General features: G+C 67.4%; 16 protein-coding genes and 1 riboswitch. Of the genes, 3 read left to right on the top strand and 13 right to left on the bottom strand.

What is annotated here, in order from left to right; all coding sequences use genetic code 11:
* The 13 genes from LC039_RS19520 to LC039_RS19450 form a co-directional block, all read right to left on the bottom strand.
* Window positions 1-1,506, bottom strand: coding sequence for an alpha-N-arabinofuranosidase (locus LC039_RS19520; RefSeq protein WP_226627555.1), 1,506 nt, complete (start codon window positions 1,504-1,506; stop codon window positions 1-3).
* 320 nt (window positions 1,507-1,826) lie between these two features.
* Window positions 1,827-2,801 carry a class 1 fructose-bisphosphatase gene (locus LC039_RS19515; protein WP_226627553.1) on the bottom strand — a complete coding sequence of 325 codons (975 nt, stop codon included), beginning with the start codon at window positions 2,799-2,801 and terminating at the stop codon, window positions 1,827-1,829.
* Window positions 2,802-2,923: 122 nt separating this feature from the next.
* The gene (locus LC039_RS19510) at window positions 2,924-3,394 is read right to left on the bottom strand and encodes a 6,7-dimethyl-8-ribityllumazine synthase (protein WP_226627551.1); all 471 of its coding nucleotides are present in this window, start codon (window positions 3,392-3,394) and stop codon (window positions 2,924-2,926) included.
* Window positions 3,395-3,460: 66 nt separating this feature from the next.
* Window positions 3,461-3,591: riboswitch (FMN riboswitch) on the bottom strand.
* A gap of 133 nt (window positions 3,592-3,724) precedes the next feature.
* Entirely contained in the window at window positions 3,725-6,385 is a 2,661-nt protein-coding gene (locus LC039_RS26890; protein ID WP_319003735.1) for a Hint domain-containing protein, read from the bottom strand.
* A gap of 173 nt (window positions 6,386-6,558) precedes the next feature.
* Window positions 6,559-6,942, bottom strand: coding sequence for a RidA family protein (locus LC039_RS19490; protein WP_226627549.1), 384 nt, complete (start codon window positions 6,940-6,942; stop codon window positions 6,559-6,561).
* Window positions 6,939-7,574 carry a TetR family transcriptional regulator C-terminal domain-containing protein gene (locus LC039_RS19485; protein WP_226627547.1) on the bottom strand — a complete coding sequence of 212 codons (636 nt, stop codon included), beginning with the start codon at window positions 7,572-7,574 and terminating at the stop codon, window positions 6,939-6,941. Before LC039_RS19485 ends, LC039_RS19490 begins: the two co-directional genes overlap by 4 nt.
* Window positions 7,549-8,193 carry an NAD(P)H-dependent oxidoreductase gene (locus LC039_RS19480; protein ID WP_226627546.1) on the bottom strand — a complete coding sequence of 215 codons (645 nt, stop codon included), beginning with the start codon at window positions 8,191-8,193 and terminating at the stop codon, window positions 7,549-7,551. The genes LC039_RS19485 and LC039_RS19480 overlap by 26 nt, the downstream gene beginning before the upstream one ends.
* A gap of 17 nt (window positions 8,194-8,210) precedes the next feature.
* A complete protein-coding gene (locus tag LC039_RS19475; RefSeq protein ID WP_226627544.1) occupies window positions 8,211-9,221 on the bottom strand; it encodes an ABC transporter substrate-binding protein in 1,011 nt (336 codons plus the stop codon).
* Between the two features lie 30 nt (window positions 9,222-9,251).
* Window positions 9,252-10,643, bottom strand: a complete 1,392-nt coding sequence (locus tag LC039_RS19470) for an FAD-binding oxidoreductase (RefSeq protein WP_226627542.1) — start codon at window positions 10,641-10,643, stop codon at window positions 9,252-9,254.
* A complete protein-coding gene (locus tag LC039_RS19465) occupies window positions 10,640-11,809 on the bottom strand; it encodes an amidohydrolase family protein (RefSeq protein ID WP_226627540.1) in 1,170 nt (389 codons plus the stop codon). The genes LC039_RS19470 and LC039_RS19465 overlap by 4 nt, the downstream gene beginning before the upstream one ends.
* A 3-nt stretch (window positions 11,810-11,812) precedes the next feature.
* Window positions 11,813-12,679 carry an ABC transporter permease gene (locus LC039_RS19460; protein WP_226627539.1) on the bottom strand — a complete coding sequence of 289 codons (867 nt, stop codon included), beginning with the start codon at window positions 12,677-12,679 and terminating at the stop codon, window positions 11,813-11,815.
* A complete protein-coding gene (locus tag LC039_RS19455) occupies window positions 12,660-13,475 on the bottom strand; it encodes an ABC transporter ATP-binding protein (RefSeq protein ID WP_226627537.1) in 816 nt (271 codons plus the stop codon). The genes LC039_RS19460 and LC039_RS19455 overlap by 20 nt, the downstream gene beginning before the upstream one ends.
* Window positions 13,476-13,485: 10 nt before the next feature.
* Window positions 13,486-14,286 (bottom strand): creatininase family protein, encoded by an 801-nt coding sequence (locus LC039_RS19450; RefSeq protein WP_226627535.1) that lies wholly within the window; start codon window positions 14,284-14,286, stop codon window positions 13,486-13,488.
* Between the two features lie 424 nt (window positions 14,287-14,710).
* On the opposite strand from LC039_RS19450, the gene LC039_RS19445 reads away from it, so the two are divergent.
* The 3 genes from LC039_RS19445 (at window position 14,711) to LC039_RS19435 (ending at window position 19,585) form a co-directional block, all read left to right on the top strand.
* Window positions 14,711-15,622 carry an AraC family transcriptional regulator gene (locus LC039_RS19445; RefSeq protein WP_226627533.1) on the top strand — a complete coding sequence of 304 codons (912 nt, stop codon included), beginning with the start codon at window positions 14,711-14,713 and terminating at the stop codon, window positions 15,620-15,622.
* A 46-nt stretch (window positions 15,623-15,668) separates the two neighbouring features.
* A complete protein-coding gene (locus LC039_RS19440) occupies window positions 15,669-17,783 on the top strand; it encodes a TonB-dependent siderophore receptor (RefSeq protein ID WP_226627531.1) in 2,115 nt (704 codons plus the stop codon).
* Window positions 17,784-17,884: 101 nt separating this feature from the next.
* Window positions 17,885-19,585 (top strand): ABC transporter ATP-binding protein, encoded by a 1,701-nt coding sequence (locus tag LC039_RS19435; RefSeq protein ID WP_226627530.1) that lies wholly within the window; start codon window positions 17,885-17,887, stop codon window positions 19,583-19,585.
* Window positions 19,586-19,698 lie beyond the last annotated feature (113 nt).

Here is a 19,698-nt window from a genome sequence, read left to right as displayed (position 1 = left end):
TTACACCTTGAGCCGGACGACATGGTACGAAAGCGGCGCCAGAGACCCGCCAAGCGTGCCATCCTCGACCCCCACGCCGCGGCCCTGTGCCGGGGCGATGGGCTCCGAGCCTGGCCCGTTGGTGGCGCGCAGGTCGTGGCCTTCCATCACCTGATGCTCGAGCACCGAAGCGCCCTCGAACCCGGTGAGCGCGAGCCGCAGGTCGGCGGCTTCGGTCAGGTGGCGGTTGACGATGAACAGCGTCACCGTGCCGCCCGCCGCGTCATGGGTCGCCGCCACGTCGAGGTATTGCACGTCGTCGGCCACCGCGCAGTCATAGGTCGGCCCGTCCACCGAAACCCGCAGCGCGGTGCCGCGCCCGTAGAGCGAGGCGAGCTGGTAGGGCCAGTAGATCGTCTGTCGCCAGGCCGGGCCGTCCTTCTCGGCGCGGATCGGCGCGATGACGTTCACCAACTGCGCGATGCAGGCGATCTTCACCCGGTCGGAGCGACGGATGAACTCGTTGAGCAGGCAGGCGACGAAGAGCGCATCCTCGAAGTTGTAGTCCTCTTCCAGCAGCGCCGGGGCCTCCGGCCAGTCCCAGCTCTTCCAGTTCTCGGAGTCCTGCTGGCGCTTGTGGTACCAGACGTTCCACTCGTCGAAGCAGATGTAGACGTCGTTCTTGGCGCGCTTCTTGGCCTTCACGAAGTCGATCACCCCGGCGATGGACTGGATGTAGCGCCCGGTCTCCTCGACCTTGCCGAAGAAGTTCAGCGTGTCGTTGCTGGAATTGCCGAAATACTTGTGCAGCGAGATGTAGTCGACGTTCTCGTAGCACTCATCGAGCACGCCGCGCTCCCAGTCGGGATAGGTCGGCATCTCGTCGTTGGACGAGCCGCAGACGATCATCTCGGCGCCGGGGGTGAGCTGGCGCAGCGCCTTGGCGGTCTCGTCGGCGAGGCGGCCGTATTCCTTGGCCTCCTTGTGGCCGATCTGCCAGGGGCCGTCCATCTCGTTGCCGAGGCACCACATCTTCACGCCATAGGGCTTTTCCACGCCGTGGCTGCGGCGCAGGTCGGACCAGTGGGTGCCCGAGGGGTGGTTGACGTATTCCATGAAGTTGCGCGCATCCGAGATGCCGCGCGAGCCCAGGTTGACCGCCAGCATCATGTCGATGCCCAGCTCCTCGGCCCAGATGGCAAACTCGTTGATGCCGACCTGGTTGCTCTCCTTGCTGCGCCAGGCAAGGTCGAGACGAACCGGGCGATCCTCCTTCGGCCCGATGCCGTCCTCCCAGTTGTAGGCCGAGACGAAGTTGCCGCCCGGGTAGCGGATGGCGGGGATCTTCAGGTCCCGAACCATCTGCGCCACGTCCCGGCGGAAGCCGTGGCCGTCGGCCTCCGGGTGGCCCGGCTCGTAGATGCCGGAATAGATGGCCCGGCCCATGTGTTCGATGAATGCCGCGTAAAGCCTGTCGTCGATCTGTGCGATTTCAAACGCGCGATGGATGGCAGCAGTGACCCGCATCCGACTCTCCTCCTAATTTGTCCTACAAAAGAACGGCAAGGCGGCGCGCTGTCAACAGGTGTTCCACCTCGCCGGCAAATCAGCAGCGAAAGGTCCATGTTTCCTGGGGTTTTCTTTCGAGGCCGCCGGCTGCCGAAAGCAAAACCGAGCCCGGGCTCGCGCTGGGGCATCCGGGGAGCGCAAGCGGTCGCAACCTCAGCCGAGGCCGTGGTTGCACAAAAAACAAGCAGCACAGGCAGAGCCCAATGCTGCTTGGTCCGGAGCCCTGTTTATCCACAGCTCCATCCCCCGTGCGTGGGGAGAACTTGGCGGGTCAGCCCTCAGCCGTGATGGGCGATGTAGTCCTCGATCCGCAGCACCTCTTCCTCCGACCCGAAGATCAGCGGGCAGAATCCATGCGGGCTATCGGGGGCCAACTCGAGGATCCGCCGCCGCCCGTCGGTGGCCCGTCCCCCGGCCTGCTCGACCATGAAGGCGATGGGAATGGCCTCGTAGGCGAGGCGCAGACGCCCTTGCTCGTAGCCCTTGCGCCCGTCCTGCGGGTAGAGGAACGCCCCGCCCTTGAGCATGATCCGGTGCAGATCGCCCACCGCCGCCGCCAGCCAGCGCATGTTGTAGTTTTTGCCCAGCGGGCCGTCCTTGCCGGCGCGCATGTCCTGCGCATAGGCCTGCAGCCCCGGTGCCCAGTGCCGCTCGTTCGAGGCATTGACGGCGATCATCGAGGTGGTGGGCTTGAGACGGATGTTCTCGGCGGTGATGCGGAAATCCCCGGCGCGACGGTCGAGCGTGGCGATATGCACGCCGTCGCCCAGCGACCAGGCGAAATCCACCGAATGGCCGAAGCAGGCATAGCCCGCCGCTACCGCCTCGGTGCCCGGGCGGCGGAAGCTGCCGTCCCCGGCCGGATAGATCACGAAGAGCATGCCGAGCAGCGCGCAGATGCCGATCGAGCCGGAGCCGTCGATCGGATCCATGGCCACATCGAAGTCGCCCTCAGGATCGAGCGTCACCACCGCCTCGGCCTCCTCCGAAAGCACGTGGCGCACGTTGCAGCCCGCGAGCGCCTTCAGCATGTACTCATGCGCGCCCACATCCAGCGCCTTCTGCGCGTCGCCGCTCTCGTTGCCGCCGACGATCTGCGCCGGGTCGCCGGTGAGCAGCCCCTCCGCCAACCGGTCGGCCACCGCGGGAAGGGCCTCGGCGATGTGCCGCACGATGCGGGCGGCACCGGTATCGGCAAGCCGTGCGTGCAACTTGTCGCCGCACGGAGAATGGTCGTTGGGGAGGGTCAGCATGGTCGGTCGTCCTGTCAGTGGCCGCGCGGTCCGCGCACGTCCTCCCGATGTAACGCTGTGTGGGGCCGGGGGAAATGGGCCTCGCCCCCGGCACCCCGATTATGATGGGTCTGGGGGTCCGATCAGGCCGCCGCGCTCACGGCCGGACCGAAGAGCTGCGTGTTCAGCTTGGAGACCTGCACCGCGGCATCCGCCGCCTCGCGCCCCTTGTGGACGAAGTGCGCGTGGTAGAAGCTCTCGTGCTCCCCCTTCGGCTGGAAGTGATGCGGCGTCAGCGAGACCGAGAAGACCGGCACGCCGGTGGACATCTGCGCCTCCATGAGCCCCGAGACCACCGCCTGCGCCACGAAGTCATGGCGGTAGATGCCGCCATCCACGACAAGCGCCGCGGCGGCGATGCCGTCGAAGCGGCTGGTCTCGGCGAGTTTCCTGGCCAGCAAGGGCATCTCGAAGGCGCCGGGCACGTCGAAGCTCTCGACCTCGGCGCCGGGCAGCAGCTCGGCGAGACGCTCGGTGAAGCCCGCGAAGGCTTGGTCGACGATCTCGGCGTGCCAGCGGGCCTTGATGAAGGCGAAGTTGGGGGATTTTGTCATGTCTCTGGTCCTTTCCGAATGACAAGATCCCAGAGCACGTCTGCAGGCGCGCGCCGAAGCGCGTGACCACATTCTCTTCCATCCGGACTTTGACCGTCGGCCCCGGGCTTCCACCGGTGTCTGCTGACCCGCCATGAGGGCGGCGCTCGCGGGCTTTCACCGCCGGTGGGGAATTTCGCCCCGCCCTGAGAACACCGCAGGCTTAGGCAGCGGCGGCGGGGGCGTCAAGACGAGGCAAGACTCGGCAAGACAAGGCGAGGGCCGCGGCAACCGCTGCCGCGCAGCACATTCGCGATCATTGGATCCAGGCCGTTCTCGGGCCCTGTGGTGTCAGCCCTTGGCGCGCAGCGCGACGGTTTCCTCGGGCCCCGGCAGCAGCGGCAGCATCGGGCCATGGCCCTCGCGGACCTCGGCGCCCGGCAGCACCGGCAGCGCGGGCGGCCCGTAGAGATCACTGACCGGCTGCGTGCCCCAGATCGCGGGCGCAAGCTGCGGCATGACGCCGGCCAGCTCGATCTGCGCCCGCACTCCGAGCGCGCGCAGCGCGGTCGGCCCGGGCCAGAGACTTTCGACGAGCAGACCGCCGGCGTTGAGCAGACCGTGCGCGGGCAACAGCAGGTGGTGGTAGCCGACACCGCGGGCACCGCGCGCCACGCGCACCCGCGCGCCACGCCGTTCCGCGAGATGGCCCGCGCGCACCAGCGCCGGACGGCCGGAGCCGGGAACGGTCACCGCGATGCAATGCTGACGCGACAGCCGCAGCTCACCGCGGTTGCCGAAGGCGCCGGGCTGGATCACCACGGGGGCGAGCATCTGGTCGGCCTCGATCTCCTCGAGGCTGACGTGGCGCGCCCCGGCCCAGAGGATTGGCTGCGGGCCGGTCTCGGTCGACACCATATCCCCGGCGCGCAGCCCCTCGACCGCGGTCCAGCCGCTCGGCGTGGCGATGAGAGTGCCGGACACGAGGCAGGGCACCCCCATGGCATAGAGCGTCTCGTCCGCGGTGACACTGGCCGGGGAGACGCCGATCAGCACCACGCTCTCGCCGGTGGGGAAGGTCAGCACCGCATTGCCCGAGCCGTCGTCCGAAACGGTGACGTCCCAAGTATTGACCGTCTCGCCATCCGCGTCGAGCAGGGCGCTGGTGTTGAGCTGGTCCGTGGTCCGCCCCGCATCCAGCGTCATGTCGAAGTCGGTGACCGTGTCGGCGCCCCCGCCCGGGGTGAAGACATAGCTGTCGCTGCCGGCACCGCCGGTCAGCGTGTCATTCCCCGCACCGCCCGTGAGCGTGTCGGCCCCGTCCCCGCCGTCGAGGGAATCCGCGCCGCCGCCGCCGGTCAGGCTGTCATCGCCCGCCAGGCCGGAGAGGCTTTGGTCGCTGTCGCTGGCCGAGGCGTCGAGCGTGTCGCTGCCGGAGCCGCCGATCACCTGTTCGATTTCCCAGAACTGTCCGGTCGAGCCGGCGGCCCCGACCTCGTAGCTGCCGTACTCCCAGCCATCGAAGGTCAGCGACACCGGGTCCGTCGCATAGGTGAAATCGAGCGTGTCGATGTCGGAGTTGTCGGTGTCTTCGCCGCCGTAGATGACGTCGAAGTCCTCGGTATTGGTGATGTAGAAGCGGTCGGATCCGCCGTCGCCCCACATCATGTCGTCGCCGGCACCCCCCCAGAACAGGTCGTTTCCGGCCCCGCCGTTCATCGAGTCGTTGCCGTCCTCGCCGAGCAGGGCGTCGTGGCCGTCGCCGCCCCAGATGGTGTCCGCGCCCGCGCCCCCCCAGAGCGTGTCGTTGCCGGTGCCGCCGTCGATCGTGTCGGCGCCGTCCTCGCCGTAGATCAGGTCGGCGCCGCCGCCACCCTTCAGCACGTCGTCGCCGGTGCCGCCCCAGATCTGGTCGTTGCCGAGCCCGCCCTCGATGCTGTCGTTGTCGGCGTCGCCCCAGACCGTGTCGTTGCCGCTGCCGGCGATGATCGTGTCGTTGCCGGTGCCGCCCCAGATGCTGTCGTTGCCGCCCTCGGCGTCGATGCGGTCGGCCCCGGCATCGCCGTAGACCGTGTCTGCGCTGTCGCCCGAGAAGATCGTGTCGTCACCGTCGCCGCCGTGGAACTCGTTGCCGCCGGTGAGTATCGGGCCGGTCTCGTCGTCGATGCGGTCATTGCCGGCACCGCCGTAGACCGTGTTGGAGCCGCTGCCGGCGTCGATCGTGTCGTTACCGTCGCCGCCCTCGATGTAGTCGTCGCCGGCGCCCCCTTCGATCGAGTCGTTGTCGCCCTCGGCGTAGATCGTGTCGTTGCCGTCGCCACCGTAGATGGTGTCGTCACCCCAGCCGCCGTAGATCAGGTCGTCCCCGGCGCCGCCGTAGAGCAGGTTCGCGCCGTAGTATTGCGAGCCGGAGATATCATCGATGTAGTCGTTGCCGGTGCCGCCGTAGACGGTGTCATTGCCCTCGCCGTAGATCAGCGTGTCATTGCCGCCGCCCCCCGAGATGACATCGTCGCCCAGACCACCGTCGAGCGATTCCGAGAAATCGCCGCCGGTCATGGTGTTCGGATCGTCGCGCTCGTAGGCCTGACTATCGAAGCTGCTGTACGCGATCCCGCCGGCCGGCACCGAGCCCGAGCCGACATAGGTGTAGACCACGCCGGGGGTGATCGGCGCATCGGTGACGTAGCCGACCGGGCTGCCGTAGCCCTCGATCCGCATCTCGTAGACGTGGATCGTGCTGCCGTCGGGCGCGGTGACGATGCTGACGCCGCCGATATAAAGCTTGCCGGTGGCGATGACCGCGCCGCTGGCGTCGGTCGCGGTGGCGGTCTGCTGGCTGCCGTCGAGGGCGCCGCCGCCTGCGGAGAGGCTGGTGTCGTCGTCGGTGACCACAATGGTCACACGTTCGGATTGCTCCCACGTGGGGCGGACGTAGGCACCGCCAACCCCATTTTCGACCACCGTCTGGTAGTCGCCCGTGCCAAAGGCACTTAACGTGTAACTCGCCAAAACACTGCCTCTCAACTGGAAGCGCGGCCGCTGTTTCCCGACCGTTACGTCATCCTTTGGCACGCGCTGCGGAAATTCGCAACGTCAGGCAAGGGGACGTTGCCCGCGGCCGCCGTGCCGCGAGGGGCATGTTGCACGAAAGTGTCTAATGCCGCCTTAAGATCAGGCGGCGGTCAGTTCCGGCGCAGCGCCAGCGCCTCGACCTCCACGAGGAACTCCGGCCGGGTGAAGCCCGAAACGATCATCAGCGTCGAGGCGGGCTTCACCGAAAGTTCGGCACAGGCGCGGTCGCGGGCGGCCATGTAGCCCTGCATGTCCTCGCGCCGCGTGACGAAGGCCGAGAAGCGCAGCACGTCCGAGAAATCCAGCCCATCCTCGGCAAGGATCGCCCGCAGCGCCGCGAAGCAGAAATCGGCCTGCGCCTCGACCCCCTCGGGGATGGTGCCGTCGGGCCGCAGCGCCAACTGGCCCGAGGTCGCCACCACCGGCCCGGCGGCGATGCCATGCGAATACTGCCCGAAAGGGGCGGCGATGCTTTTCGGTGCGAGGGGTTTCATGCCTGGTCCTTGTCGTGGGAGGCTGCCAGTCCGGCGCGGGCGAGAAAGAGCTGCACCGCCTCCGCCGCGATGCGCTCGAAATCCATCTCGGCATCGCCCTCGACCCCGAGGACACGGCGGCTCTGCAACTCGTAGTCCGCGTAGTGCTGGGTCACCGCCCAGATGTTCATCATGAAGAGCAGCGGGTCGACCGGCTTCATCCGGCCCTCGTCGATCCAGCGCTGGATCACCGCCGTGCCCGCCTGCACCGAGGCATGCAGCCCCTCCCACTTGCCGCCCATCTCGGGCGCCCCGCGCCCCAGCTCGTGCAGGAAGAGGCGCGACGCCTCGGGGCAGTCGAGCGACAGCCGCAGCTTGTGCCGGATGTAGCCGGTGATCACCTCGGCCGGATCATCGGAGTCGCCGGAGCCGAAGAAGATGTCGCGCCATTGGCCGATAATCCCGTCGAGCACCTCGCGGTAGAGATCCTCCTTGGAGGAAATGTAGTAGTGCAACTGCGCCTTGGTGATCCCAGCCGCCTTGGCCAGCTGCTGGGTCGAAGTACCCGAGAGCCCGGTGTTGGCGAACTCGCGCAGCGCCGCCTCGCGGATGGCGTCGTGGATTTCCTTACGCTTCAGACGTGCGGCGCTCATCGCCCTTCCCCTTGCTAGCCGGTTCGCCGAACCGGGACAGACGCCTGTCGACCTTCTTGAGAAAAGCCTTCAGGTCCTTTGGCTTGCGGTGGTTCATGTCGTGTAGCTGCAACCAGGTCACCCGGCAACGCGGATGCAGCAGCACGCGAAAGCCGCGGGCGAGCATCGACCGGCCCGGGTCGCGGATCAGCCGCAGCCACCACCAGGGCGAGCCCGAGGTGGTGACCACCGCGAAATGCCGGATGTTTTGCAACCGTCCCGTCGCGCGCTTCTTGTTGGCACTGGCCACCTCGAAGGCGACGCCGGGCAGCCAGACCCGCTCCATCCAGCCCTTGAGGATGGCGGGCGGGCCGTACATCCAGGTGGGGTAGACGAAGACCAGCCCCTCGGCCCGGCGCAGCGCGACCACATGCGGCGCGACCTTGGCGATGAGCCGGTCGGTGTCGGGGATGTAATCGGCCCAGTCCTCGGCAGAGAGGACCGGATCGAAGCCTTCGGCATAGAGGTCGATCACCTCGACCTCATGCCCGGCCCGCAAGAGGCTTTCGCGGGCCGTGGCAAGGAGGGCGGCGCCGTAGCTTTCCCGGCCCGGATGGGCAAAGACGATCAGGACACGCATGGCACCGCCCCTCCGGCTCAGTTGCCTTCGGCGGCGGTCTTGATCTCGATGCCGTGGCGCTTGTTGACGAAGGAGGTGTCGGCCACCTTGGAGAGGTCGAGATCACCCTCTTCGAGGATGCCGCTGTTCACCGCGGTTTCGTAGAAGGCGGCGATGCGCGCGTCGGTCATCGCGCCGATCCCCAGCTCCAGCGCGTCGCCGCTGTCGATGATGCCGAGCTTGGCCATCTGCGCCATCTCGGCGTCCAGCTTCTCGGTGGTCAGCTCGGGGTTGGCCGCGATGATCGCTTCGTAGCCGGCGGTGTGGTCGCCATAGAGGAAGGTGTACCAGCCCTCGATCGAGGCCTCGACGAAGCGTTGCACAACGTCGGGGTTCTCGTCGATCATCTGCTGCCGGGTCTCGATGGTGGTGGCATAGGTGTTCCAGCCGTGGTCCGCCATCAGGTAGGTCGCCACGTCGGCGCCTTCGGCCGCGGCATAGAGCGGCTCGGCGGTGGCATAGGCCTGCTGCACCATTTTCTCGTCGCTGAGGAACTGCGCGAGGTTGTAGCCATAGGGGCGGACCTGCTCGTCGCGGAAGCCGAAGTCCTCGACCATCCACTTCCAGTAGGAGAACTGCCCGTCCTTGGAGAGCAGGATCTCGGGCGCGGTGGTCAGATCCTCCCAGCTCTCGTAGACGCCTTCATGGGCAATCAGCGCCTGCGGGTCCTTCTGGAAGATCGCGGCGACGACGGTGGTTGGGATGCCGTTGCGCACGTTGTCGAACGAGAGCAGCAGGTTACCCGCCATAAGGAAGTCGAGCTTGCCGGCGATTAGCATGGGGCGGTTGTTCACCTGCGGGCCGCCCTGGCGGATTTCGACCTCGAGGCCGTATTTCTCGTAGGTGCCGTCGGCCAGCGCCTGATAGAAACCGCCGTGGCCGCCCTGGGCCAGCCAGTTGGTGCCGAAGACGACCTTGTCGCCGGCGAAGGCGGCAGACGCGGCCAGCGAAGCCGCGAGGGCGGTCAGGGAAATGGAGAGTTTCTTCATGGATTTTGTCCTGTTGGTCGGAGGGTCTTGTTATGCGCTGCGCGCCATTTCGGGGCGCCAGCCCCGGGTCTTGCCCGGGTTCATCAGCCCGTAGGGGTCGGCCAGTTTCTTGAAGTCGATCTGTGCCGTGTCGATCGTTTTCATGCCGCCATCCTCGATGGTGACCACATGCGGGTCGAAGATCGTGCACCCGTCTGCTTCCAGCTCAGCAATGAGAGCGTACATCTCGTCCTTGCCGCGGAAGCGCACCAGCGGCAGCGCGAAGATCTGGATCTCGCCGTCCTGCCGCGCCATCTCGTGGTGCCAGAAGAGCTCGTCGCCGTAGCGGTCCATCTGGCGCATCACCAGATCGATGTCGAAGGGGCGCGGATAGGCGACCTGCAGGTAGGTCCAGCCCTTGTCCACCTTCAGCGCCTGCAGCGTGGTGTGGTTCCAGCCGCATTCATAGGCGGGCTGCAGGCGGTTGGTGTGGATCTCCTCCATGGTCATCGCAAAGGAGATCGTGGCGCCCTCGGCCTCGGCTCTTGCGCGGAAACGGTCCATGTCCGACGGGGCGACCATGGCGAAGACGGCGTCGCGATCTTCGGGGAAATAGCCCTCGAACTTGCGGTAGTAGGGCGCGAAGCGGCGCTCGACCGGGGTCAGCAGGTAGCAGTCGAGCCCGTCCTCCTGCGCGGCGGTGGCAAAGCGCAGCGCCTTGTCGTAGCCATCAAAGAGCGCGGCGGTGTGCAGCCAATCGGTCGAGGGGGTGAGTGCGAGGCCGACCTCCAGCACGATGCCGTTGGTGCCATAGGCGTGGTGCACCTTCTGCACATCGGCGCCGCGCAGTTCGATCACCTGCGGCTCTTCCTCCAGCGTCAGCACCTTGAGATATGTGAGGTTCCCCTCGTCGCGCAGCATGCCGTGGCGCAGCGAGCCGATGCCCCCCGAGCCGCCCGCGATGAAGCCGCCGATGGTGGCGAGGCTGCGGGTCGAGGGGTACATGGTCAGCTCCTGCCCGGTCTCGCGCGCCGCATCGTCGAGCTTCGACATGCGGATTCCCGCCTCGACATGGGCATGGCCGGGGGTGATCTCGAGGATCCGGTTGAGGCGCGTCAGGTCCACGACCAGCCCGCCGTCGAGCGGCACGCATTGCCCGTAATTGCCGGTGCCGCCGCCGCGCAGGGTGACCGGCACCCTGTGGCGCGCGGCGGCAGAGGCGACGCGGATGACCTCGTCCTGGTCCTGCGGGATCACCACCAGCTCGGCACGCTTGTCCTTCAGTTCGGCGTCGAGGATCTGGCTGTACCAGAAGTAATCCTTAGAGCGCGCCTCAAGCGCGCGTTCGTCGTCATAGAAGCGCAGGCCTTCGAGCTCCTGCCGCAAGGCGGCGAGCGCCTCGGCGTGGCGGCCCTGCGGTTCGGCCAGTTGCGTGTCGGTCATGCGAGGTCTCCGGGGGTCTCGGGGATGGGGGCGCCATCGCGCCAGACGGTGCGCACCGCGCGGGGGCGGTTCAGCGCATCGTCGAGGCCGGTGGCGGCGATATGGATGAAATCGGCGGGGGCGCCGGTCTTGATCTCGACGTCCTGGCCGAGCCACTGCGCCGGGGTTTCGGTGACGCTGGACAGCCAGCTTGCCGGGTCGAGGTGCCCGGCGAGCACGGCCATGCGGTAGACGTCGAAGAGGTCGTAGTCGCCCTGCGGGTAGAAGGGGTCGCACACGTTGTCCGAGGCCAGCATCACCGGCATCCCCGCTGCGCGCGCCTCGTGCACCGGCGCCAGCCCGCGCAGCCGCGGAGTGCGGCCGGGGGTGGCGTCCTGCAGGAAGGCGTTGGTTGTGGGCAGGGTACATAGGGCCATACCGGCCTCCCCTGCCCGGCCCAGCAGATCGGCCACCGCACCCTCGGGGCGCACCGAGAGCGAACAGCAGTGCCCCACCAGCACCCGGCCCGCCATGCCACGCGCCTCGGTCTCGTGCAGGATCGCGTCGAGCCCCTGCGCTTCCGGTTCCAGACCCTCGTCCACGTGGAAGTCGAGCTGCAGGTCGTGCTTTTCGGCCAGATCAAAGACCCTGCGCAGCTTTCCGGGGATATCGTCGTTGCGGTAGACGAAGGCGCCCAGCACGGCGCCGGTCCCGGCGATCTCCTCCGCGATCCGGCCGCCAATCTCGGCGAAGGCATCCAGCGGCGTCAGCGTGGCAAGCTGAAGATCGACACTGCCGCGCCACTCTTCGGCCAGCCCGCGCAGCACCGGCAGCGCCTCGGGCATCTCGGCCTCGGTCCAATCCACGTGGGTGCGCATCGCTTTGGTGCCATTGCCAAAGGCGCGGCGCAGCCCGCGCGCCGCGCGCTGGCGCAGGTCGTCCGTCGTCCAGTTCGGTTTATCCCCGGCCATCAGCTCGATCGCCTCGTGCAGCGATTGCGGACGGCTCGGCACGCGGGCGGCGGTGAAGGTCTTGTCGAGATGGACGTGCGCGTCGGCGAAGCAGGGCAGCAGCAGGCCCCCCGCCTTCCCCTCCGACGGGGTGAGCGCGCCAATCCGCGCGCCCTCCAGCGTCACGTCCCAATGCCCCGCGCGCCCGGCGAGGGCGACCCCGTTCAACGTGGTCATCGCTCAGCCCTGCCGCTTGATTTCGCTCTCGTGCCAATGACCGAGCACGGCGCGTGAAAGCCAGGAGGTGGCGAGGAAGATCGCGATGCCCAGCATCGACACCAGCAAGAGCGCCGCGAACATCCGGGGGATCTCGTTGCGGAAGCTGGACTCGAGGATGCGCGAGGCCAGACCGGTGTTCTGCCCGGCTGTGCCGGCGACGAACTCGGCCACCACCGCGCCGATCAGCGCGAGCCCCCCGGCGATCTTCAGCGCGGCCATGAAGTAGGGCAGCGCCGAGGGGATCAGCAGGTAGCGCAGGCGCTGCCACTTGGTCGCGCCGTAGAGCGTGAAGAGGTCGCGCAGATTGTGGTCGGCGCTGCGCATGCCGATGGCGGTATTCGACAGGATCGGGAAGAAGGCGACGATCCACGCGCAGATCAGCAGCGCCGCGAAGGTGCTGTCGACATAGATCAGGATCAGCGGCGCGATGGCGACGACCGGCGTCACCTGCAGGATCACCGCGAAGGGAAAGAGGCTCATCTCGATGGTGCGCGAGAGGGCAAAGACCATCCCCAGCGCCACGCCGCCGATGATCGCAAGGCCGAGCGAGAGCAGCGTCAGCTTGACGGTGAACCACGCGCTCGACAGCAGCGACGGGCCATCGGTCCAGAGCGTCTTGGCAATCAGGCTCGGGGCCGGGATCAGGTAGTGCGGGATCTCGTTGTAGCGCACGAGGAACTCCCACAGCCCGAGCGCGGCGAGCAGCGCGATGCAGGGCATGAGGATGCGCATCCGGCGCTCGCGGCGGGCGGCGCGCAGCGCGGGGTCTTCCGAGGCGGGGGCGCTCTGCGCGGCCATGGTCACGGGGTCAGTGGTTGAGGTCGACATCGTCCATGGTCCCTTCGAGTGCATCGGAGACGAGACGGCAGGTCTCGGCGTATTCAGGCGTGGTGCGGTAGTGCGCGTCGCGCGTGGTGGCATCGGGCAGCGCCATGTCGTGCACCACCCGGCCGGGGCGCGGCGCCATGACCACGACACGGCTCGACAGGTAGACGCTCTCGAACACCGAGTGGGTGACGAAGATCACCGTTAGCCCGTTGCGGCGCCAGAGGTTCAGCACGTCGTTGTTGAGCTTGAAGCGGGTCATCTCGTCGAGCGCCGCGAAGGGCTCGTCCATCAGCAATAGCTTCGGCCTGGTGACCATGGCGCGGGCGATCGACACGCGCATTTTCATGCCGCCCGAGAGCTCGCGCGGGTAGCTGCCGCCGAACTTGGCAAGACCCACCATCTCCAGCGCCTCGGTCACCTGCGCCTCGGCCTGCTTGCGGCTCAGGCCGCGCAGCTTCAGCGGCAGGTAAACGTTGTCGAAGACCGTGGCCCAGGGCATCAGCGTCGGCTCCTGGAAGACGAAGCTGACGTCGCCGCCCTGCACGCCTTTCCCGGGCGCGTGGCCGTTGACGGTGATCTGCCCGGACGAGGGCGCGAGCAGCCCCGAGATCATCCGCAGCGCCGTCGACTTGCCGCAGCCCGAGGGCCCGAGCAGGCTGACGAACTCGCCCTGGCGGATGGTGAGGTCCATGTCCTGCAGCGCCAGCGTTCCATTGTCGAAACGCTTGAAGACGTGGGACATCTCGATCTGCGCAGCGCCCTGCACAGGGGATTTCGCGGTGGTGTCGAGGGGCATGGCGGGCTCCTTACCAGTCGGGCTGCGTGTCGAGGCGCGACAGCGGCGCGCGGTCGATCTCGTCGAAGATCGCGTTGAGCTTCTCAACGGCATTGTCGAGCGTCGCCTCACCCTTCTCGGCGCTGGCCAGATGTGCCTCGCCGCAGGCGCCCGCGCTACTGAGATCCTGCGTCAGCCAGGCTGGCTTTGCCGGGCCGGGCAGCGCGATCGAGGGGGTTTCCTGCGCCCAGTTCTCTGCCTGCGAGGGGAAGTCGCGGGCCCGGGACATGTCGACGTTCTCGGGGTCGAGCGCCAGCATGACCGAGGTTTCCATGTCCCCGGCGTGGATGCCGTGGCGCAGCTCGCGCTCAGAGTAGACGCCTTCGGGCATGCCCGCCGCGAACCAGCTCAGGGCAAAGGCCATCATCTTGTGCTTCTCGCGCAGCTCGCGGGCGACGATGTCCATTGCCGGAATATTGCCGCCATGGCCGTTGAGCAGGACGATCTTGCGCACGCCCGAACGGGCGACACAGGCGCCGATCTCGGTCCAGACCCGCAGCAGGGTCTCGGCCGACAGCGTGAGACTGCCGGGATAGGCGCTGTGCTCGTTGCTCTTGGTGACCGCCTGCGTCGGCAGGAAGACAACCGGGCTGCTGCCCGGCAGATCCCTGGCGAGACGGGCGACGAGCCCCTCGACCGTGGCGGTGTCGACGGACATGGGCAGGTGCGGGCCGTGCTGTTCGATGGCCCCGAGCGGCAGCACCGCGATCAGCTTCTCGCGGTCGAGCGCGGCAAACTCCCGGCTGCTGTAGTCCGCCCAGTATCGTTTCATGCCGTCATCCTTCGCCGTCATCCTTCGACTGTCCCCGCCGCGCCGCAGCGATTTCAGTTTCCATAGCAAGCGATCAAATCAATTGGTATGAAAATGGCGGCGCGATGAAGTGGACCTTGGGTCGGCTGAAAATTTCCCGGAAATCATGCCGCCAATTTGTGCATTTTACCGGGACGCACCCGAGAGGACCGCAGGCGCGACGTGTGGCCTGCCGGTCTCCGGCGTCCGGACGATTCGACGCGACCCCCCATTTCCCACCCTCGGGACTTGCTTGACTAAACTAGTCAGCTTTTCTAGAAGAGCGCATTGATCCAGCGTCTCGCTTCGGCGCGCGCAAGGCCATGTCTGCCGTAACTTCCTGCCGGCACCCGGGTCCGCCACGTCCCGCGGGCCGCGCCTCCCTGCCCGATCGACGCGAGCCGCCATGACCTTCATGCCCCGCATGACATCGCAGACCCGAGCCATCCGCCCCACGCGCCCGCTGCGATGGCGGCGTTGGGGCGGTGCGATTGCCGACGTCTGGCACGTGCGCGGCGAGGCCGGGGCGGGCGGTTTCTACCGTTCCCCCGATCCGCGGCTGGTGGTCTTCCTCGGCGCGCGCCCCGCTGCGCTGCGCCTGCGCACCACAACGGACGGGCCGTGGATGGAGGGGATCGGCGCCTTCTACATTCCCGCCGGCATGCCGCTCTGGAGCGCGCTCCCCGAAGAGCGGGACTACGCGCATCTCGACTTTCACCTCGAGGCCGGCCCGCTGGCGCAACGGCTGCGGGCGGCGCGCGGCGCGCGGCGGATCGACGAAGCGCATTTCCTGACTGACGCGCAACGAACCGGCCCGCTCGCTGCGCTGCTGGCCGAGGAGGTGCAGACCCCGACCCGCCCCGACTTGATGCTCGACGGACTGCTGTCGGCGCTGCTCTGCGAGGTGCTCGACCTCGGCGCAACCGAGGCGGAACCACGGCGCGGCGGGCTGCCGCCGCATGTGATCCGCGAGTTGCAGAGCCATGCCACCAAGGCGCTGCACCGGCGGATCGAGGTCGCCGAACTGGCCGAACTGGCGGGCCTGTCGGAAAGCTGGCTGACCCGCGCCTTCAAGCAGAGCCTCGGCACCACGCCGCAGCGCTGGCTGACGCAACTTCGGGTGGAAACGGCGATGGGGCTGATGACCGACACGCCGATGGGCCTTGCAGAGATCGCCGCGGCCACCGGCTTCTCCGACCAGGCCCATCTCACCCGCGCCTTCCGCGCCGCGCAGGGAGAGACCCCTGGCGCCTGGCGCAAGGCAAGAACGCGCGCGATTGCTTCAAATCACGGCGCTCTCATTCAATCGCGGCATTAAATCCCGAGCTAAACACTCGGAAAAATTTCGTATCGTGGGACGTGACATGACAAGTACTCTCCGCCTGACGCTCCTGGCCAGCGCCAGCCTGCTCGCCCTCACCGGGGCGGCGCAGGCGCAATCCACCGCAGACCTCTTCGACCTGGGCGAGATCGTGCTCGAGGGCGAATATGACCCCTCCGACCCGGTCCCGGGCTATGTCGCCACCACCTCGCAGACCGCCACAAAGACCGGCACGCCGATCCTCGAGACGCCGCAGTCGATCTCGGTGATCACCGGCGAGCAGATCGAGGACCAGGGCGCGACCACGCTCGGCGACACGCTGGGTTACACCGCGGGCCTGCTGGCGCAGCCTTATGGCACGGACCCGCGCTTCGACGCGCCGACCGTGCGCGGCTTCGACGGCAGCAACGCGCAATACCTCAACGGCCTGCGGCTGCTGCGCGACTTCGGCGCCCCGGCCTTCGAGATCTATTCGCTGGAGCGGGTCGAAGTGCTCAAGGGCCCGGCCTCGGTGCTCTACGGCGCGGGCATCCCCGGCGGTGTGATCAACCAGATCCAGAAGCGGGCGCAGCTGCTCAGCTTCGGCGAGGTCGGCGTGGGCGCGGGCGATCCCAAGGCGACCGAGGGCTTCATCGACTACAACCACGCCTTCAGCGACACCTTTGCAGCGCGGGTGACCGCGGTCGTGCGCGACAGCGAGGAAGACGTCGAGGATCTCGAGAACAGCCGCAAGTACCTCGGCCTCGCCACGCTTTGGGAGCCGACCGAGCAGACCACGCTGCAACTCCTCGGCTCCTGGCTGAAGGACAATCCGGTCACCCCCGCCGGCATCCCCTACGACCTGATCGGCGACGCCGACGACGAGGACCTGCGCGACTTCTACGCCGGCGACACCAGCGATGACGAAAGCGAGCGCGAGACCCTTAACCTCGGCTTCGAGCTGAACCAGCAGCTCAGCGCGAACTGGGACTTGGACGTGAACTTCCGCTACCAGAAGTTCGACTGGGACTATACCGGCTTCTACGTCAACAACGGCGTCACCGACGGCGACACCATCACCCGCGGTGCAAACATCACCTCGGAAGACAGCTTCACCCAGAACCTCGACGCCCGGGTGACCGGCTCCGTCGACACCGGGCCCGTGGCGCATACGCTGCTCTTCGGCATGGACCTGCGCCGCTACGGCATCGAGGAGTCCACCGGGTTTGCCTATGCCGATGACATCAGCTTCTCGAACCCGTCCTACAATGGCGCCAACCTTTCGGATGCGTGGTACGTCGAGACCAACGACCTGACCCTCGAGCAGTTCGGCATCTACGCGCAGGACGAGATGGCATTTGGCAACTGGCGCGCGTCGCTGGCACTGCGCCACGACTGGGCCAGCCAGGAAGGCACCAACTGGAACAACTTCGGCGGCACGACCGAGATCGACCAGCAGGACGAGGCGACCACCGGGCGCGCGGGCCTGAGCTATCTCTTCGCCAACGGCGTGGCGCCCTATGTCAGCTACGCCACCTCCTTCGATCCCGAGATCGGCGCCGACAACAGCGGCAACACCTACGAGCCGACCAAGGGCGAGCAGTGGGAAGTGGGGGTGAAATACCAGCCGCTCGGCTTCAACGGCTTCTTCAGCGCGGCGCTCTACGACCTCAAGCAGACCAACCTTCTGACCGCGACCACCGACGCGAACGGCGTGGGCGATTACAACCAGATCGGCGAGGCGCGCTCGCAGGGGCTCGAACTCGAGGCCTCGGTCGATCTCGACAGCGGCTGGAACCTGCGCGGCGCCTACAGCTGGAACGTCGCCGAACAGACCGAGGGCGACAACGAGGGCAACGATCTGCCCAATGCGCCCGAGCACAATGCCAGCCTCTGGGCCAACTACGATTTCGCGCAGGGCACCCCGCTTGCCGGGCTGACGCTGGGCGGCGGCGTGCGCTACATCGGCGAGCGCTACGGCGATGCAGCCAATACCTACGAGATGGACGACGTGACCCTGCTCGACCTGCAGGCGGCCTATGCGATCACCGAGGACATGCAGGTCTCGGTCAACGTCAGCAACCTCACCGACGAGGCCTATGTGGCCAACTGCGGCTCCTTCGGCTGCTACTACGGTGACGGCCGGACGGTGCAGGCCCGCCTGACCTACAAGTGGTGATCCCTTTCACCTGACACGCCGGGGCGCCGCGTCTATGGATGCGGGGCCCCTTTCTGCCTTTGCCAGGCAGGATCGCGCCACGACCCTTGGGAGACCGCCATATGCTGCGCCAGTTCTTCGCCTATTACCGCCCGCACATGCGGCTCTTTTGGCTCGACTTCGGGTCGGCCGTCGCCTCGGGCCTGCTCGAGCTGGCCTTCCCGCTGGCCATCGCCGGCTTCATCGACCACCTGCTGCCGGGCGGCGACTGGACGCTGACGCTGCTCGCCGCGATCGGCCTGGTGGCGATCTACCTGGTCAATGCCGGGCTGATGATCGTGGTCACCTACTGGGGCCACAAGCTCGGCATCAACATCGAGACCGAGATGCGCAGCAAGGCCTTCGCGCATCTGACGAAACTGAGCTGGGGCTGGTACGACCGCGCCGAGACCGGCAAGCTGGTGGCGCGGGTGACCCGCGATCTCGAGGAGATCGGCGAGGTCGCCCACCACGGCCCCGAGGATCTCTTCATCGCCATCATGACCTTTGCCGGGGCCTTCGGTCTCATGGCCTGGATCCACCTGCCGCTGGCGCTGATGACGCTGGTGATCGTGCCGGTGATGGTCTGGCTGGTGGCGGTCTACGGTGGGCGGATGACCAAGACCTGGCAGGCGATCTACGGCCGCGTCGGTGCCTTCAACGTCCGCCTCGAGGAAAGCCTCGGCGGCATCCGCGTGGTGCAGGCCTTCTCCAATGAGGCGCACGAGCGCGCGCTCTTCGAGCAGGATAACCGCAGCTACCGCGAGACCAAGCTCGACGCCTACCGCATTCTCGCGAAGCTCACCGCGCTGCACTACAGCGGCATGCGCATGGTGCAGGTGGTGGTCATGGTCGCGGGCGCGGGTTTCGTGTTCAACGGCTCGCTGTCGGAAGGCGGCTTCGTCGGCTTCCTGCTGCTGGTGAACGTCTTCTTCCGCCCGCTCGAGAAGATCGCTGCGGTGATGGAGACCTACCCGCGCGGCATCGCCGGATTCCGCCGCTACACCGAGCTGCTGGCCACCGAGGCCGACATCGCCGACGCCCCCGATGCCAGCGAGGCCCCGAGGTTCCGCGGCGAGATCACCTTCGACAAGGTCAGCTTCGCCTACACCGGCGCGCGCGGGGTGCTGCACGGCGTCTCGCTCGACATCCACCCCGGCGAGACCGTGGCGCTGGTCGGCCCCTCTGGCGCGGGCAAGTCGAGCCTCATGGCGCTGCTGCCGCGCTTTTACGAGCCGACGGGCGGCGAAATCCGCATCGACGGCGTGCCGATCCGTAAGATGACCCTGACCTCGCTGCGCAGCCAGATCGGCCTCGTGTCGCAGGATGTCTTCCTCTTCGGCGGCACGCTGCGCGACAATATCGCCTACGGCAAGCTCGGCGCCTCGGAGGAGGAGATCCTAGCCGCGGTTCGGCACGCACAGCTCGGCCCGCTGATCGAGACCCTGCCCGAGGGGCTCGATACGGTGGTCGGCGAGCGCGGCGTGATGCTTTCGGGCGGGCAGCGCCAACGGGTGGCCATCGCCCGGGTGTTCCTGAAGAACCCGCCGATCCTGCTGCTCGACGAGGCCACCTCGGCGCTGGACCGCACCACCGAGCGCGAGGTGCAGGCGGCGCTGTCGCGGCTGGCGGTGGGGCGCACCACGCTGGTCATCGCGCACCGGCTCAACACCGTGCGCGACGCCGATCACATCGTGGTGCTGGAGCAGGGCCGCGTGGTCGAGCGCGGTAGCCACGACGCGCTGATCGAGGCAAAGGCCGCCTATTACGAACTGGCCAGCTGAGGCGCCCCGGCTTCAATATCGCTAATTAACCCCGGGGGGACCTGCGCAGCAAACAGGGACAGGCCCCCGGGGCGCTGCCCTAAGGTCGCATCGCACCGATTCCGCCCTCCGCA

This window comes from Alloyangia pacifica (assembly GCF_020524285.1).
GTDB classification, from domain to species: domain Bacteria; phylum Pseudomonadota; class Alphaproteobacteria; order Rhodobacterales; family Rhodobacteraceae; genus Salipiger; species Salipiger pacificus_B.
Note: the sequence above shows the minus strand (reverse complement) of the source record. Positions and strands in the feature narration are given on the sequence as shown.

Coding starts and splice junctions, on each gene's coding strand:
- LC039_RS19520 (WP_226627555.1), bottom strand. CDS start 1,506: ATGCGGGTCACTGCTGCCATCCATCGCGCGTTTGAAATCGCACAGATC.
- LC039_RS19515 (WP_226627553.1), bottom strand. CDS start 2,801: ATGCTGACCCTCCCCAACGACCATTCTCCGTGCGGCGACAAGTTGCAC.
- LC039_RS19510 (WP_226627551.1), bottom strand. CDS start 3,394: ATGACAAAATCCCCCAACTTCGCCTTCATCAAGGCCCGCTGGCACGCC.
- LC039_RS19490 (WP_226627549.1), bottom strand. CDS start 6,942: ATGAAACCCCTCGCACCGAAAAGCATCGCCGCCCCTTTCGGGCAGTAT.
- LC039_RS19485 (WP_226627547.1), bottom strand. CDS start 7,574: ATGAGCGCCGCACGTCTGAAGCGTAAGGAAATCCACGACGCCATCCGC.
- LC039_RS19480 (WP_226627546.1), bottom strand. CDS start 8,193: ATGCGTGTCCTGATCGTCTTTGCCCATCCGGGCCGGGAAAGCTACGGC.
- LC039_RS19475 (WP_226627544.1), bottom strand. CDS start 9,221: ATGAAGAAACTCTCCATTTCCCTGACCGCCCTCGCGGCTTCGCTGGCC.
- LC039_RS19470 (WP_226627542.1), bottom strand. CDS start 10,643: ATGACCGACACGCAACTGGCCGAACCGCAGGGCCGCCACGCCGAGGCG.
- LC039_RS19465 (WP_226627540.1), bottom strand. CDS start 11,809: ATGACCACGTTGAACGGGGTCGCCCTCGCCGGGCGCGCGGGGCATTGG.
- LC039_RS19460 (WP_226627539.1), bottom strand. CDS start 12,679: ATGTCGACCTCAACCACTGACCCCGTGACCATGGCCGCGCAGAGCGCC.
- LC039_RS19455 (WP_226627537.1), bottom strand. CDS start 13,475: ATGCCCCTCGACACCACCGCGAAATCCCCTGTGCAGGGCGCTGCGCAG.
- LC039_RS19450 (WP_226627535.1), bottom strand. CDS start 14,286: ATGAAACGATACTGGGCGGACTACAGCAGCCGGGAGTTTGCCGCGCTC.
- LC039_RS19445 (WP_226627533.1), top strand. CDS start 14,711: ATGACCTTCATGCCCCGCATGACATCGCAGACCCGAGCCATCCGCCCC.
- LC039_RS19440 (WP_226627531.1), top strand. CDS start 15,669: ATGACAAGTACTCTCCGCCTGACGCTCCTGGCCAGCGCCAGCCTGCTC.
- LC039_RS19435 (WP_226627530.1), top strand. CDS start 17,885: ATGCTGCGCCAGTTCTTCGCCTATTACCGCCCGCACATGCGGCTCTTT.